We start from the raw sequence: 16,227 nt of genomic DNA, 5'->3' as shown, positions 1-16,227 counted from the left end.
ATGGACCTGTCCCAGTTCTCGCCGGGATCGGCGCTCGTCACCGTCATCCTGCTGGCGCTCGCGCCCTTCGTGGCGGTGATGGTGACGTCCTTCACCAAGATCGTGGTGGTGCTGTCCCTGCTGCGCAACGCCCTGGGCCTGCAGCAGGTGCCGCCGAACATCGTGCTGAACGGCATGGCGCTGATCCTGACGCTCTACGTCATGTTCCCGGTCGGCCAGCGCATGGCCGAGGCCACCAACCACATGCCGCCCACCGCCGCCCTCAGCGACACCCAGCAATTGTTCGCCTATGCCGACAACGCCAAGGAGCCGCTGCGCGACTTCCTGATCAAGCACTCGTCGGAACGCGAGCGCGCCTTCTTCCTGCGCACCGCCCAGCGCATCTCCACCCCTGAAAAACGCGCCGAGATCACCGCGCGGGACTTCCTGGTCGTCGTGCCCGCCTTCACCGTGTCGGAGCTGGCGACGGCGTTTCAGATCGGCTTCCTGATCTTCCTGCCCTTCCTGATCATAGACTTGGTGGTGTCCAACATATTGCTGGCGATGGGGATGATGATGCTGTCGCCGACCACCGTCTCCCTGCCGTTCAAGCTGCTGTTGTTCGTGCTGATCGACGGGTGGGTGAAGCTGTCCCACGGCCTTGTGCTCAGTTACGTCTAGGAGAGCGCCCCATGATGAACGCCCAGGCCATCGAGCTCGTCAATCAGGCGCTCTGGCTCGTCCTGTTCCTGTCGGCCCCGCCGATCATCGCCGCCTCCATCGTCGGCCTGATCGTGGCGGTGATCCAGTCGGCGACGCAGCTTCAGGAACAGACCCTGCAGTACACGGCCAAATTCTTCGCCATCGTGCTGACCCTGTTCGCCACGGCGGCGCTGATCGGCGGCTCGCTGTATCAGTTCAGCGACCGCATCTTCACCGAGTTTCCGGCCCTGGTGCGCCGCTAGGTGTTCGAAGGTCTGGACAGTCTGTTCGACAACGCCATCCTGGTGGCGGTGTCGACCACGCGGGTGGCGACGACCTTCCTGCTGATGCCGCTGCTGTCGCCGCAGACCGTGCCGGCGATGGTCCGCAACTCCATCTTCCTGGTCTTCGGCCTGGCGGTGCTGACCATGCAGCCGCAGGTAGCCCAGATGACCCTGCCGACGGTCCAGTGGATCCTGCTGTTCGGCAAGGAGGCTCTGGTCGGAGTGGTCATCGGCTTCTTCTTCGCCACCATGCTGTGGGCGTTCGAGGCCGCCGGCCAGATCATCGACACCAAGGTCGGCGCCACCATGGCCCAGGTGGTGGACCCGCTCAGCGGGCACCAGACCTCGCTGAACGGCGAGTTCCTGGGACGACTGGCCAACTTCGTCTTCATGTTCTCGGGCGGCCTGCTGCTGTTGGTCGGCACCATACTGGACAGTTTCGTCATCTGGCCCATCGGCAGCCTGACGCCGGTGCTGACCATGAGCAGCCTCAGCCTGTTCGAGGGCGAGTTCACGCGGCTGATGACCCTGGCCGTGCTGTTCGCCTCGCCGGTTCTGGTGGTGCTGTTCGTCACCGACGGCGCCCTGGGCCTGGTCAACCGCTATGCGCCGCAGCTGAACGTCTTCTCCCTGTCGCTGTCGATCAAGGCGTGGCTGGCGACCCTGATCATCCTGATCATGATGACCGGCCTGGTGCAGACCCTGCTGAACGAGATCATGGGCCGCCACGACACGGTTCTGGAGGTGCTGAAGGCGATGGGGCGGCGCTCAAGCTAAAAAGCTAGGGTCGTCCCTGATGGGGACCGTCCCGACTGTGAAGCCAAGCCCCAGCGTGGTCCGATGCCGGTCAGCAAGATCAACCTCGGGGCTGCACGATGACCAGCATCAACACCGCCTTCTCCAACGCCGTCGGGACTCTCGTGCTCGGCGCGGTCGCCGACCGCATGGCCACGGCGGCCAACTTCGCCCAGATGGGCTTCCAGCTGGGCGTGATGCTCAACGGCGCCTTCCAGCCCGCCGCCCCCGCCTTTTCGGCCTCCATGCCCCAGGACGGCAAGGCCACGGTGGACCTGGGCGACGGCTATACGCTGGAGATCAACGAGGCCAACTCCGAGTTCGTGGTGCGCGACGCCGACGGCAACGTCACCCAGATCTGGGGCGATCCGCACTTCAACTACAACGGCCAGCACGTCGGCGACTTCTGGGACACCATGACCCTGGAACTCGAGAACGGAACCAAGATCACCGTCAACACCGAGCCCTTCGGCAACAATCCCAACGCCACCGTCACCAGCCAGCTGGTCATCACGCGCGGCGACCAGGCCATGATCATCGACGGCGTCAGCCAGAACCGGCTGGGCGACCTGAACATCAGCATGAGCAACAACGGCTACGCCATCGACGCCGCCTATCGCGACGGCCTGACCATCCGCGAGGACGACGCCGCCGGATCGGGCTGGACCAGCGGCATCACCGGCGACGCCGTCAGCCAGGAAGACTTCAACCTGACCAAGATCGGCAATGCCGGCCTGCCCGAGGCGCTTCAGGCTTTCAGCGACGCCTTGCGCGGCGTCCTGGGCGCCTGGCTGCTGACCGGCGTGTTGAGCGGATTGGCCGAAGCCCTGGGCGGCGCCTCTGAAACCAGCGAGCCCGGCAGCCCGCGCGTCGCCCTCGGCCCAACGCCGACGCGCTGAACTTACCTGCGGTTCAGCGCGGAACCCCGCGGACTTCGGTCCGCGGGGTTTGCTTTGTGTCACAGCAAGGGATCGCGCTCAGCGTCGGTCCAATGAAGCGGTCGCGGCGTCCACCATGCGGGCGAACTGCTCGACGGCGCTGTCGCGGGCGGCGGCGGGGCCTTCTTCGCGCGCCAGGCCCGCCGCCAGGGCCCGCAGCATGGGCTCGACCACGGCGGGAGCGGTCAGGTGCGGCGTCGCGCGGGCGTGATCCTGAACCGCGCGCACGAAGTCGGTCAGGGCGCGGTCGATGCGTCCCGTCTCGATCGGAGAGACGGCGCTCAGCCGCGCGGCGACCGCCTGGCCGGTCTGGGCGGCCAGCACGCGCATGTCGCCGCCGACCACCGCCCCGCCCTGCTGGCCCTGCTCGGCCCAGACCTGGGAAAGCGCCACGCCTCGGTCCAGACTGTCCGCCGGATCGGGCAGGACCGCGCCGGCCAGCTCGGCCATCGCCTGAACGGCGGCGCCGACGGCCAATGCGCGGCTCTCGAAGAACGACGCCCCGGCGGAAACCGCCGAGGCGCCGTTCGCGCCGGAGATGGCGCTGGATTCAGTCATACGATCAGCGGCCGTCCAACATGTTCAGGGCGTCGCGGCGCTCGTCCTCGAACCGCTGGGCCACGCCCGCCTGGACATCGGCGCGCGAGCTGGAGAAGTAGGCCAGTTCGCCGTTGCCGTCGCGGCGGCCCCGCTCGTCATAGACTGCGTTGATCAGCGCGCGATCATAGTCGGCGCTGGAGGCGTCGATCCCCTGGCGCTCGACCGCCGCCATGGCGCGGGTGACGACCGCCGTGTTCGGGCCGTGATGGACCGAGGTCGACCACACCACGTCCTGAAGCGCGTGCGAGCGGTTGGAGATGTCCAGGCCCGCATTCTCGATCCGGGCGGACTGCACGTCATAGTGGGTGCGTTCGATGAAGGCGTGCTGCGCGGCCTGGAAGGCTTCCGGCTCGCGCGCGGCGATGGCGCGCCAGGTGTCGGAGAAGGCGCGCGTGCCCGCCGCCGCCCCACCGAACTCATCGGCCCAGCGCGCCCCGTCGGCGGCCAGGAACTCCTGCGGCCGGTTGCGATTCACCGCCAGCTGATAGGAGCCGTAGGACACGCCGCCCGGATCGCCCGAACCGGACGACACCGTGCCGGGACCGCGCCCGCCCGTTTCATAGCGCGCCGACAGGGCGCCCAGGTCCGGATTGACGCCTTCCTGCGCCGTCGCGGGCGTCGCTTCAGCGGCGGGTTCGGAAACGGGCGTCGACTGGACCGGCGTCGCCGTCTCGGGCGCCGCGCCGTTCAGACGGATCTGCTGGCCGACCTGAATCAGCGATGGATTGGCGATGCCGTTGTCGGCCGCCAGCTCGCGCCAGCTCATCCCGTATTGCTGGGCGATGCCCGACAGGGTGTCGCCGCCGCGCACCGTATGAAAGACCGTCGCCTCGGCCGGCGTCGCGTCTCGCCCCTCCCCCGCGCCGACCGGCAGCGTTACGGTCTGGCCGGGATGGATCACGTTCGGATTGGTGATCTGGCGGTTCGCCGCCAACAGGTCGCCCACGCTGACGCCATAGCGTTCGGCGATCCCGGACAGGGTCTCGCCCGCCCGGACCGTGTGGGCGGGCGCGGCGTCGCGCGCCCCGGCGGCGGCGGATAGGCTGGTGGCGGAGGAAGCGGCGAGAGACATTGGTCGGCTCCAAAAGACGCGGTGATCCGTCCGGCCAGTTTGGCGTCTCTTCGCGCGTCTGAAATCTGGGGCTTTCCCTAGCGGCGTCGTTCGCAGGCGGCCCGGCATAGGGGATGTCCCTAGCTAAGGACGCCCCCAGCTTATGCCGCCGCTGTCCCGATCATAGGCTGGCTCCAGTATTCGTCCGTATCGTGCAGGAGCCGGTCATGACCGTCACGCCTCTTTCGCCGTCTGTCGACACCCGCGTCCTGGCCTCGCCCGTCAGCGGCCCCGTCCCCGGGTCGCCTTCGACCAGCCGGGTCGATCAGGCGCTGGACACGATCCGCGACCGCCTGGACGAAGGCTTCTTCAACGACGTCTCCCAGAGCGACCTACGAGACATCAACGCTGCGCTGAACGGCCTGACGGCGGAAGAGCGCAACGCCGTCGTCTCCGAACTGTCCGACGACGAACTGAACAAGTGGACGGACGAGCTCGACAACTCCGGCTTCCTCGGCATGGGCGGCGGGCTGAACGTGGACGAGCGCCGCGACCTGCACGCGACGCTGGGCGGCTCGCTGGACGCGACCCAGCTGGAGCGCGTCTACAACGCCTATGACAACCGCGAGCAGAAGATCGAGCTGGCGCAGGGCGTCGCCGCCCACGCGACGTCCGACGTAAAGACCGGCTTCATCGCCGCCCTGGCGCCCCAGGCGACCGAGGCCGACGGCATGGGCGGTGTGATGATCTCCGACATGGGCGACGCCGAGGGCCTGGCCGTGGCCCATGTGCTGGGCAGCCTGGGCGGCAACGCCTCGGCGCTCAGCACCGCCTATGCATCGTTGAACGACACCCAGCTGTCGGCCGTTTTCGAGGCCGGAACCCAGCAGACCATGTACGCGAACATGCAAGGCGGCGCACCGACCTACAGCTATGACGCCGGACCGCTGGCCGCAGCCGTCGACGCCGCCGCCACCAGTCCCGACGCCGAGCTAAAGGCGCGGGTGTTCGAACTGGCGGGGCGCCAGATGGCCAACGTCTCGGGTGCCAACGGCGTGCTGACGCCGTCCATCGGAACCGGCGACGCCGCCGACGAAATCCGCGCCGGCATGGAGGGCCTGCTGAAATCCGACGTCAACGGCGTCGTCGAGGCGCTGGAGCAGGACTATCAGGCCGGCAAGGGCATGACCGCCTTCCTGCAGGAGACCCTGGGTCAGGACGGCGGCGCCGACACCATCCGCGGGCTGGTCGACCAGCTGGCGCGCGGCAATGATCTGAAGGGCGACATGCTGCAACGCTTCACCGCCCCGACGCAACAGGACGGCGGCGTCTTCTATCCGGCCGCCGAGCGCATGGGTTACTTCTCCGGCGCCCTGCACCAGGCCTTCGAAGGCGTGAACAAGGGCGCGGCCGAGAACGTCGAGACGCTGAAGACCATCTTCGGCTTCGCCACCGGCAAACTGCCCGGACCGGGCGTCGGCGATGCGACCGGCTGGCTGAGCGACCAGGTCTTCGACACGGCCCTGAGCCAGTATCAGAGCGGCCAGGCGGACCTGTTCGAGAGCATCGTGGCCCTGACCACCCCGACGGGCGCGGACGGCCGCCGCCCCTATGACGGCCCGGCCGAAGTCAGCTACAACGAGGGCTGGGAGTCCGTGACTCGGATCCCGCTGAACTGATCCTCAGAGTCTGGCCGCGCCCGGACGGAAAGGACGCGGCCTTGCCTGCCCCCCGTTGGCTCCCGATCCTGGCGACCCTGACCATGCTGACCGCCTGCGACTCCTCCCCCGAGACGCCAAAAACCACGCCCTCGGCCGCCGTCACGAGCGAAAGCTTCATCGCGGCATCCGCCCGGATCGATGCAGATTCCCTGTCCGCCCTGGCCGCCGCCGTGGACGCCGACCCTGCAGGCGTGGCGAACCAGCTTCAGAGCGGTCTGGGCGGCCGCCGCGCCTTGCAGGCCTACGCCGCCGCCATGCTGGAGAACGGCGAGGCGGCGCGCCTGGGACGGCAATGGGCGACGCTGACGGCCGATGTCCCTGCCCTGTCCGCCTCCGAACAGAAGGACGGCGGCGTCTGGCGCCCTCGCGCCGAGGAGGCCGGGTTCTTCACTGGCGGGGTCGCCGCCGCGCTGTCGCAAAACCCCAAGGCCCTGCCCGACTTCGCTCAAGGCGCAGGCGTCGCCCCGCCCGCTCCCGGCCAGGACGTCGCCGAATGGCTGTCACAACGCGTCCGCGCCCTGCCTCGCCCCGCCCGCGACGCCTTCGACCAGGCTCTGCGCGCAGGCGCGGTGCGCTAGGCCTCCAGTCTAGGGAAGACCCTAGCAGCGCGGTTCGGCGAGCAGCGATAGGGTGACTGCATAGGATCGGGAGGCGACCATGCAGATCGACCGGATCGGCGCGACATCGTTCCAACCTCAGACGACGCCCGCGACGGCGCGCTTCGACGACGATCCGCGCGTCGCCCTGGACTGGGCGCCGCCGCCCGCCGCGCCGGTTCCGGCTCAGGCTGCGGCCGCCCCCGCCCGTTCGGACAATGTCGTCGATCTGGACGCCGCGCGCACGCATCTGGCGCTGTCGGCCGATGTCTACAACGACACCCCCTCGCCGCCGGACGGCTGGCGCGTGGCCGGACCGGACGACCTGGACCGGCTGCGCCTGACTCCCGACCTGCTGGAGCGCGCCGATTCCGAGTTCCGCGCCCGCGTCTATGTCAGCGACGAGGACGGCCAGACCCGCTACGTCGTCGCCTTCCGCGGCTCCCAGGCGGGCGAGGACTGGCTCAACAACGGCCAGCAGGCGCTGGGCCTGTCCTCCGAACACTATGACAAGGCCCTGCGCATCGGCCAGCGGCTGGCCGCCGTCGAGGCGGACGTCACCCTGACCGGCCATTCGCTGGGCGGCGGCATGGCCTCGGCCGCGTCCCTGGCGTCGGGCCACGACGCGGACACCTTCAACGCCTCCGGCCTGCACGCCTCGACGATCGAGGCCGCCCAGGCGGGCGGGCGCCCGACGCCCGACATCGACGCCTTCTACCTCAAGGGCGACCCGCTCAGCCTGCTGCAGGACGGCGGCGACCGCATCATCCTCGGCGGCCTGGGAGCGGTTCTGCTCGGCCCGCTCGGCGGCGTGGCCGCCGGATGGGCGGGCGACGCGCCCGGAGCTGTCGGCGACCGCATCCCCGTGTCCCCCACCCCGCCCGAGGACCAGTCCTGGTGGAATTGGACGCCCGGCGCCCTGCACGGCGTCGAATGGTTCCAGTCCAGCCTGGACGCCATGCGATAAGGAGGCGGAACGGCCTCGACCCGCCGACCGTTCAGCGCCAAGATGCCCGGACGCCTCTTCACGCCAATCCTTCTCGCCGGAGTTCTGATGAGCGGTTGCGACGCCCGCGCCGACGGTTTTGTCGTCGGCACCGTCCTGCCCTCCCCGGCCAGCGTGGCCGCGCTGGGCCGGGACGGCCATTCCACCCGCGACATGGTCGAGGCGGTCCGCGACGGCGACCTGGCGAAGGCCCGCCGCCTGCTGGACGCCGATCCCGCCCTGGTCCGCATCGGCGACGGCGAGAATCTTGACCTGCTGACCCTGGCCGTCGCGCGCGACGACCGGGCCATGGTCAGCCTGCTGCTGGAAAAGGGCGCACCGCCCGACGGCCCGAACGGCGAGACTTCGCTCAGCTTGGCCCTGCGCGCCCGCGAGCCCTGGCACGCCCAGGCCCTGCTTCAGGCAGGCGCCTCGCCTGACCCGGTCGCGCCTGACGCCTTCTGGCCGCTGGACGAGGCCATCGCCTTGAACTCGCTCGGCGCCGTGCGTCTGCTGCTGGATCACGGGGCCGACGTGAACCGGGCCGACCGCACCGGGGGCACGCCGTTGGAAGCCGCCGTCGCCATGCGCAACTACCGCATCGCCGAACTTCTGCTGGAACGCGGCGCCGATGCCTGGGCGGTCGGCGTCAACGGCGACACCATCGCCGCCGCCCTGGACGCCCCCGTCCGCCCTGCCGAGCCCGCCGAGACTCAGGCGGAAACGCGCGTCAAAGCCCGCATGACCGCCGCCGGCTGGCGCTTCCCCCCGCCCTCGGCCCAGGTCGTGCGCGCCGAAGTCCTGGCCGGCCGCTGGCCTCCCGCCGACGCCCAGGGCGGCCGCCCGCCCTCGCCCGAACTGGTGCGGCGGATGCGAGAGTTGTGGCCGCAGTAGTACGCCGCCCTCGCGGTCCGCTCAGCCCGAAAATCAATACCCCCAGGTCAATTGTACTGAGCCGAATCCGCCTCCAGCTTCTGGCGCATTCGCCCGATGACGACGCGCACTGATCAGGCGGCGCTCACAATCACGCCCCTTCGCCCGCCGCCCACGCCGCCCGACGCGACACGCGCCTGACGAAGGTTGCAGCGCACACTAAAAAACAGGTAATTTGTGCGCTATAATGCAAAATATTCGACAATAATATTTCAAATTCATGTTTTTTGAGAGCTAGTAAGAAAAATTATTTTGCACCGCGAGCCGGTAGCCCGCTTAATACGCAAATGCAAAAAGGCGGACGATCCAACCCTGGCGGTTTTCTGATCGAGCAGCGTCGGCTGGAGAAACAGCCCGCTGATCTGCGCGTGCGCGCCTTCACGGAGATCACGCTCAAACCGACCGCCGCTGGCGGGACGGCCCAGGCGTCGCGCTGCACCGACTGCGGCGTGCCCTTCTGCCAGAACGCCTGCCCGCTGCAGAACAACATCCCCGACTGGCTGGCCCTGTCGGCGGACGGCGACCTGCGCGAGGCCTGGCGCGTCGCCTCGTCCACCTCGACCATGCCGGAAATCTGCGGCCGCATCTGTCCGCAGGACCGCCTGTGCGAAGGCGCCTGCACCCTGCAGCAGTCCGGCTGGGACGGCGTCACCATCGGCTCGGTCGAGGCCTGGATCGCCGACACCGCCTTCGACAACGGCTGGGTCGAGCCCATCCGCCCCCTGGCCGAGCGCGGCCAGAGCGTCGCCATCGTCGGCTCCGGCCCCGCCGGTCTGGCCGCCGCCGACCGCCTGCGCAGCGAAGGCTACGCTGTCGTCGTCTATGACCGCCACGACCGCGCCGGCGGCCTGCTGACCTACGGCATCCCCGGCTTCAAGCTGGAGAAGCGCATCGTCCAGCGCCGCATCGACCGCCTGATCGAGGGCGGGGTGCAGTTCGTGCTGAACACCAATGTCGGCGTTGATGTGACGATGGATGAGCTGCGGTCGCGCCATGACGCCGTCCTGCTGGCCATGGGCGTCTATCAGGCCCGCACCCTGAGCGTTCCCGGTCGCGGGCCGAACGACACCGTCGCCGCGCTCGACTTCCTGATCGCCCAGAACCGCGTCGACTGCGGCGACGCCGCTGATGCGTCCGCGCCTCACGCCGCCGGTCGCGCCGTCGTCGTCGTCGGCGGCGGCGACACGGCCATGGACTGCGTCCGCACCGCCGTCCGTCAGGGCGCCGCCAGCGTCGTCTGCCTGTATCGCCGCGACCGCGACAACATGCCGGGCTCGGCCCGCGAGGTGCAGAACGCCGAGGAGGAAGGCGTCCGCTTCGAATGGCTGGGCGCGCCCAAGGCCCTGATGTCCAAGGGCGAGGCTATCGTCGCCGTCCGCGCCCACCGCATGACCCTGACCGAGGCCTCGGCCGGCGGGCGGCGCGACATCGCCCCCGTGTCCGGCTCGGACTTCGACCTGCCCGCCGACCTGGTGATCGAGGCTCTGGGCTTCGAGCCCGAGGCCTTTGGCGAACAGCTCGACGCCAACCTGGGCCTGACCAGATGGAACACCCTGCAGGTGTCGCGTAGCGGTTTCGCCACCACCCTGCCCGGCGTGTTCGCCGCCGGAGACGCCGTGCGCGGCGCCTCCCTCGTCGTCTGGGCCGTGCGCGACGGCCAGGACGCCGCGGCTGAAATCGACCGCTACCTGCGCGCGCGTACCGAGGAAGCCGCAGCATGACCAACGCATCGCAACAGAACTGGCTGGCCCAGTACGAAGAGAACCGCGCCCGCCTGATCGAGGGCGGCGCCTATGACCCGTCGTCGGAGCGTGACGCCTGCGGCGTGGGCCTGGTCTGCGCCATCGACGGCAAGCCGCGCCGTGAAATCGTCGAGATGGCCATCAAGTCGCTGAAGGCCGTGGCCCACCGCGGCGCGGTCGACGCCGATGGTCTGTCCGGCGACGGCGCCGGCGTCATGATCGAACTGCCCCAGGCCTTCTTCGCGGCCCAGGTCCGCGCCGTCGGCCAGACCCTGCGCCCCAGCCCCATCGCCGTCGGTCAGGTCTTCCTGCCGCGCACCGATCTGGGCGCCCAGGACCACGCCCGCGCCATCGTCGAGGCCGAGGCCATCCGCTCGGGCTTCTACATCTACGGCTGGCGGCAGACGCCGATGGACCTGTCGGTCGTCGGCGTGCGCGCCGACGCCACCCGGCCCGAGATTGAGCAGATCATGCTGGCCGCGCCGGAAGGCATGGAGATCGAGGCGCTGGAGCGCGAACTCTTCCTGTGTCGCCGCCGCATCGAAAAGGCGGTGCAGGCGTCGGGCCTGAACGGCTTCTACCTCTGCTCCCTGTCGGCCCGCTCCATCGTCTACAAGGGCATGGTCCGCGCCGAGCTGCTGGGTCAGCTGTATCACGACCTGAACGACCCCACGGTCGAGGCCGGCTACGCCGTCTTCCACCAGCGCTACTCGACCAACACCTTCCCCGAGTGGAAGCTGGCCCAACCCTTCCGCATGCTGGCCCACAACGGCGAGATCAACACGCTTCAGGGCAACCTGAACTGGATGCGCGCCCACGAGATCCGCATGGCCGCCTCGGCCTTCGGCGACCGCGACCAGGAGGTCAAGCCGGTGGTCCAGCCGGGCGGTTCAGACTCGGCGGCCCTGGACAATGTCTTCGAGGTTCTGGTCCGCGCCGGGCGTCCCGCCCCCCTGGCCAAGGCCCTGCTGGTCCCAGAAGCCTGGTCCTCGGACGACGTGGTGATGAAGCCCGAGCACCGCGCCCTCTACGCCTATTGCAATGCGGTGATGGAGCCGTGGGACGGCCCCGCCGCCCTGTGCGCCGTCGATGGCCGCTGGGTCGTGGCCGGCAAGGACCGCAACGGCCTGCGCCCTCTGCGCGCGGTCGAGACCGTGGACGGCCTGCTGCTGGCCGGCTCCGAAGCCGGTCTGGTCCCCCTGCCCGAGGGCCGCATCAAGCGCCGCCTGCACATCGGCCCCGGCAAGCTGATCGCCGTCGATCTGAAGCACGGCCGCATCTATGACGAGCATGAGGCCGTCGACGCCCTGGCCGCCGCCCAGCCCTACGAACAGTGGCTGGAGAACATGGTCGATCTGGAGCCCATCATCGGCCCCGGACCAGAACCGCGCGCCGCTGTCGGCGAGGCCCTGATCCGTCGCCAGATCGCCGCCGGCTTCAGCCGCGAAGATCTGGACCTGCTGCTGGACGCCCTGGTTCGCGACGGCAAGGAGGCCGTGGGCTCCATGGGCGACGACGCCCCGCCCGCCGTCCTGTCCAGCCTGCCGCGCCCCCTGGCTCACTACTTCCGCCAGAACTTCTCCCAGGTCACCAACCCGCCCATCGATCCCCTGCGTGAAGCCGGGGCCATGAGCCTGAAGACCCGCTTCAAGAACCTGGGAAACATCCTGGCCCAGGACGAGGCCCAGACCGAAGTCTTCGTGCTGGACAGCCCGGTCCTGACCACCGGCATGTACCAGCGCCTGCTGGGCGTCGTCGCCGACGGCTCGACCACGGTAATCGACTGCACCTATCCGGTCCCGGCTGAAGGCGACCGTTCCGGCGCGGGCCTGCGTCAGGCGCTGGACCGCATCCGCGACGAGGCCGAGGCCGCCGCGCGCGAGGGCGCCACCCTGATCGTCCTGACCGACGAGCACGCCTCGGCCGAGCGTCTGGCCGCGCCCATGATCCTGGCCACCGCCGGAACGCACGGCCGCCTGATCGCGGCGGGTCTGCGCACCTATTGCTCGCTGGTCGTGCGCTCCGCCGAGACCCTGGACCCCCACGCCTTCGCCGTTCTGGTCGGGGTGGGGGCCACCGCCGTCAACCCGTGGCTGGCGCAGGAGTTGTTCCAGGAGCGTCTGGACCGCGGCGCCTATCCGGGCCTGACGCTCCACGACGCCTGCCTCAACTATAAGCACGGCATAGAGGCCGGCCTGCTCAAGGTGCTGGCGCGCAAGGGCATCAGCATCATCTCCGCCTATCGCGGCGGCTGTGAGTTCGAGGTTCTGGGACTGTCGCGGGCTCTGGCCGCCGAGTTCTTCCCCGGCGCCCCGTCGCGCATCTCCGGCATCGGTCTGGCCGGTCTGGAGCAGGCGGCGCTCAAGCGTCATGCCGTGGCCTTCGGCGCGGCGATCCCCTCTCCGTCGATGGGCGGCTTCTTCCGCATCCGTGCGGGCGGCGAGGCCCACGCCCATGACGCGAAGACCATCCACCTGTTGCAGGACGCGGTGAACCGCGGCGACTACAAGCGCTTCAAGCAATACTCCGCCGCCGTTCGCGAGCAGCCGGATCTGGCCCTGCGCGACCTGCTGGACTTCAAGGACGGCCTGACCCCGGTCCAGCTGCACGAGGTCGAGAGCGTCTCGGACATCCGCCGCCGCTTCCTGTCTCAGGCCATGTCCCTGGGCGCCCTGTCGCCCGAGGCGCACGAGACCCTGAACATCGCCATGAACCGGATGGGGGCGCGCGCCGTCTCCGGCGAGGGCGGCGAGGATCCGGCGCGCTACGTCCCGCGCCCCAACGGCGACAACGCCAACTCGGCGGTCAAGCAGGTGGCCTCGGGCCGCTTCGGCGTCACCGCTGAATATCTGAACCAGTGCCGCGAGATCGAGATCAAGGTCGCCCAGGGCGCCAAGCCCGGCGAGGGCGGCCAGCTGCCCGGCTTCAAGGTCACTGAATTTATCGGCCGTATGCGTCACGCCGTGCCGGGCACGACCCTGATCAGCCCGCCGCCGCACCACGACATCTATTCGATCGAGGATCTGGCCCAGCTGATCTACGACCTGAAGGCGATCAACCCCGACGCCAAGGTCACGGTCAAGCTGGTCTCGGCCACCGGCATCGGCGCCATTGCGTCCGGCGTGGCCAAGGCCAAGGCCGACGCCATCCTGATCGCCGGCCACAACGGCGGCACGGGCGCCTCGCCCCAGACCTCGGTCAAGCATGCGGGCATGCCGTGGGAGATCGGTCTGGCCGAAGCGCATCAGGTGCTAAGCCTGAACCATCTGCGCTCCTCCGTCAGCCTGCGCGCCGACGGCGGCATCCGCACCGGTCGCGACGTGGTCCTGGCCGCCCTGCTGGGCGCCGAGGAATACGGCATCGGCACCTCGGGCCTGATCGCCATGGGCTGCCTAATGGTACGCCAGTGCCACTCCAACACCTGCCCGGTCGGCGTCTGCTCGCAGGACGAGCGCCTGCGCGCCAAGTTCACCGGCACGCCGGAGAAGGTGGTCAACCTCTTCACCTTCATCGCCGAGGAGGTCCGCGAGATCCTGGCCTCCATCGGCGCGCGCACGATCGACGAGATCGTCGGCCGCACCGATCTGTTGCGTCAGACGCGGCGCGGCGGATCGCATCTGGACGATCTGGACCTCAACCCCCTGCTGATGAAGGTCGACGTCGACCGGCCCGGCCGCTGGGCCGACAAGGCGCGCCAGCCCGTCCCCGAAAGCCTGGACGCCCAGGTGCTGAAGGACGCCCAGGCCTTCCTCGAGCGCGGCCAGACGCTGGAGCTGTCCTATCCGCTGAACAACACCCAGCGCACCGCCGGCGCCGGGGTGTCCTCGGCCATCGTCCGCAAGTTCGGCCCGCAGGGCCCGCAAGGCCGTCTGAAGCTGAAGCTGGAAGGCATCGCCGGTCAGAGCTTTGGCGCCTTTGGCGCGCGCGGCCTGATCCTCGACGTCACCGGCGAGGTCAACGACTACGTCGGCAAGGGTCTGTCGGGCGCCGACATCCACGTCCGTCCCCATGAGTGGCGCGCCGACCAGCAGATCTGCGGCAACACCACCCTCTATGGCGCCACCTCCGGCCGTCTGTTCGTGGCGGGCGCGGCGGGCGAACGCTTCGCCGTCCGCAACTCGGGCGCCGAGGCCGTGGTCGAGGGGCTGGGCGCGCACGGCTGCGAATACATGACCGGCGGTCGTGTGGTCGTGCTGGGCTCGGTCGGCTGGAACCTGGCGGCGGGCATGAGCGGCGGCGAGCTGTTCGTCCTCGACGCCGACGGTCGCGCGGTTCAGGCCCTCAACGGCGACATGGCCGGGGTCGGTCGCATCAACGCCGAAGCGGAAACCCGACTGAAGGCCCTGATCGAGGCCCACGCCGCCGCCACCGCCTCGCCTCTGGCCCGACGCATCCTCAGCGACTGGTCGGCGTTCGCGCCGCGCTTCGTCCGCATCGCGCCCAAGACCGTCCTCGCCGCCGAGGCCGCAAACACCGACGTCAGGCTGGCCCAACCCGCCTGACGTCATCCCTTCCGCAGCGTCTTCTCCCCGAGACCCTCATGACATCACCGACGATTTCCAAGGCCGCAGCATTCTGTTGCGGCCTTTTCGCCGTTGCGCTTGCCGCGCCCGCCCTAGCCGCAGCGCCCACACCTGCCCTTCTGGCGCATCAGGTTCCGCTGGCGCTGGACGGTCCCGGCACGGCCTGGATCCTGACCTCGACGGCCCTGGTGCTGATGATGACCCTGCCGGGTCTGGCGTTGTTCTATGGCGGCATGGTCAGGAAGAAGAACCTGATCGCCACCATCGCCCATTCCACGGCGGCCATGGCCATCGTCACCGTCCTGTGGTTCGTCGCCGGCTACACCCTGTCTTTCGGGACCAGCGACGGCCCGGCCAACGGCTTCATCGGCAGTCTTCAGGCCCTGTTCCTGAACGGCGTCGGAGTGAAGACGGCCCACGCCCTGACCCCCGGCCTGCCCGAGTTCCTGTGGATCAGCTATCAGCTGACCTTCGCCATCATCACCCCGGCCCTGATCGCGGGGGCGTTCGCCGAGCGGATCAAGTTCTCGGCCAGCGTCCTCTTCTTCACCCTGTGGCACCTGATCGTCTATGCGCCGATCTGCCATCAGGTCTGGGGCGGCGGCTGGATGGGCGAGCTGGGCGTGCTCGACTTCGCCGGCGGGGCCGTGGTCCACGTCAATGCGGGCGTGGCCGGTCTGGTCTGCGCCATCGTTCTAGGCCCGCGTCACGGCTGGGGTCGCGACAACATGGCCCCGCACAACCTGGCCTTCACCGCCATTGGGACGGGCCTGCTGTTCGTCGGCTGGATGGGCTTCAACGGCGGCTCGGCCGCGGGCGCCAATGAGATCGCCGCCGTCGCCGTCTTCAACACCCTGCTGGCCCCCGCCGCCGCCGCCGTCGGCTGGATCGCGGTGGAGTGGACGCTGAAGAAGAAGCCGACCCTGCTGGGCCTGCTGACCGGCGTGGTCGCGGGCCTGGTCGCCATCACCCCGGCCGCCGGTTTCGTGGATCCCACGGGCGCCTTCCTGATCGGCCTCATCTCGGGCCCGATCGCCTATGTCGGCGCGGTCTGGCTGAAACACAGACTCAAGTACGACGACAGCCTCGACGCCTTCGGCGTGCACGGCGTCGCCGGCATCGCGGGCGCCCTGCTGACCGGGGTCTTCGCCAACGCCGCCGTCAATCCTCTGGCCGAAGGCGCCACGCTGTGGAAACAGGCTGTCGGCCTGGGCGGCGCCATGGTCTGGAGCGCCGTCGGCACCTTCGTCGTGCTGATGATCTGCAAATACACGGTCGGCCTGCGCGTACAGACCGAGGCCGAGATCGAAGGCCTCGACTTCAGTCAGCACGGCGAGGCCCTGCATTAGGCGGCGCCCTGAAGACACGCCAAAAAAAG

General features: G+C 69.3%; 13 protein-coding genes. 11 read left to right on the top strand and 2 right to left on the bottom strand.

The window, feature by feature from the left end:
* The 4 genes from sctR (at position 1) to ACU5AP_RS06810 (ending at position 2,659) form a co-directional block, all read left to right on the top strand.
* On the top strand, positions 1–660 hold the full coding sequence (gene sctR, locus ACU5AP_RS06825) for a type III secretion system export apparatus subunit SctR (RefSeq protein WP_128719882.1): 660 nt from the start codon (positions 1–3) through the stop codon (positions 658–660).
* 11 nt (positions 661–671) lie between these two features.
* Positions 672–944, top strand: coding sequence for a type III secretion system export apparatus subunit SctS (gene sctS, locus ACU5AP_RS06820; protein WP_003164547.1), 273 nt, complete (start codon positions 672–674; stop codon positions 942–944).
* Positions 945–1,742 (top strand): type III secretion system export apparatus subunit SctT, encoded by a 798-nt coding sequence (gene sctT / locus ACU5AP_RS06815; RefSeq protein WP_046653644.1) that lies wholly within the window; start codon positions 945–947, stop codon positions 1,740–1,742.
* A gap of 98 nt (positions 1,743–1,840) precedes the next feature.
* A complete protein-coding gene (locus tag ACU5AP_RS06810) occupies positions 1,841–2,659 on the top strand; it encodes a DUF1521 domain-containing protein (RefSeq protein WP_046653646.1) in 819 nt (272 codons plus the stop codon).
* A gap of 78 nt (positions 2,660–2,737) precedes the next feature.
* Here ACU5AP_RS06810 and ACU5AP_RS06805 read toward each other — a convergent pair whose 3' ends face one another.
* Complete coding sequence (locus ACU5AP_RS06805; protein WP_128719881.1) at positions 2,738–3,256, bottom strand: hypothetical protein; 519 nt, start codon at positions 3,254–3,256, stop codon at positions 2,738–2,740.
* Positions 3,257–3,260: 4 nt separating this feature from the next.
* On the bottom strand, positions 3,261–4,370 hold the full coding sequence (locus tag ACU5AP_RS06800) for a LysM peptidoglycan-binding domain-containing protein (protein ID WP_164918014.1): 1,110 nt from the start codon (positions 4,368–4,370) through the stop codon (positions 3,261–3,263).
* Between the two features lie 206 nt (positions 4,371–4,576).
* Here ACU5AP_RS06800 and ACU5AP_RS06795 point away from each other — a divergent pair, with 206 nt between their 5' ends.
* From ACU5AP_RS06795 to ACU5AP_RS06765, 7 genes are all read left to right on the top strand, one after another.
* Positions 4,577–6,028 carry a hypothetical protein gene (locus ACU5AP_RS06795; protein ID WP_128719879.1) on the top strand — a complete coding sequence of 484 codons (1,452 nt, stop codon included), beginning with the start codon at positions 4,577–4,579 and terminating at the stop codon, positions 6,026–6,028.
* 41 nt (positions 6,029–6,069) lie between these two features.
* The gene (locus tag ACU5AP_RS06790; RefSeq protein ID WP_128719878.1) at positions 6,070–6,648 is read left to right on the top strand and encodes a hypothetical protein; all 579 of its coding nucleotides are present in this window, start codon (positions 6,070–6,072) and stop codon (positions 6,646–6,648) included.
* A gap of 79 nt (positions 6,649–6,727) precedes the next feature.
* Positions 6,728–7,633: a DUF2974 domain-containing protein gene (locus tag ACU5AP_RS06785; protein WP_052748067.1), complete on the top strand. Its 906-nt coding sequence runs from the start codon at positions 6,728–6,730 to the stop codon at positions 7,631–7,633.
* Positions 7,634–7,720: 87 nt separating this feature from the next.
* Positions 7,721–8,545: an ankyrin repeat domain-containing protein gene (locus ACU5AP_RS06780; protein ID WP_446680985.1), complete on the top strand. Its 825-nt coding sequence runs from the start codon at positions 7,721–7,723 to the stop codon at positions 8,543–8,545.
* Between the two features lie 326 nt (positions 8,546–8,871).
* A complete protein-coding gene (locus ACU5AP_RS06775) occupies positions 8,872–10,305 on the top strand; it encodes an NAD(P)-dependent oxidoreductase (protein ID WP_446680984.1) in 1,434 nt (477 codons plus the stop codon).
* On the top strand, positions 10,302–14,828 hold the full coding sequence (gltB, locus tag ACU5AP_RS06770) for a glutamate synthase large subunit (RefSeq protein ID WP_446680983.1): 4,527 nt from the start codon (positions 10,302–10,304) through the stop codon (positions 14,826–14,828). The genes ACU5AP_RS06775 and gltB overlap by 4 nt, the downstream gene beginning before the upstream one ends.
* Before the next feature lie 38 nt (positions 14,829–14,866).
* Positions 14,867–16,198 (top strand): ammonium transporter, encoded by a 1,332-nt coding sequence (locus ACU5AP_RS06765; RefSeq protein ID WP_446680982.1) that lies wholly within the window; start codon positions 14,867–14,869, stop codon positions 16,196–16,198.
* Positions 16,199–16,227: the final 29 nt, after the last annotated feature.

The sequence above is a fragment of the Brevundimonas sp. RM1 genome, assembly GCF_052907225.1.
This window is presented reverse-complemented; position numbering and strand designations above follow the sequence as displayed.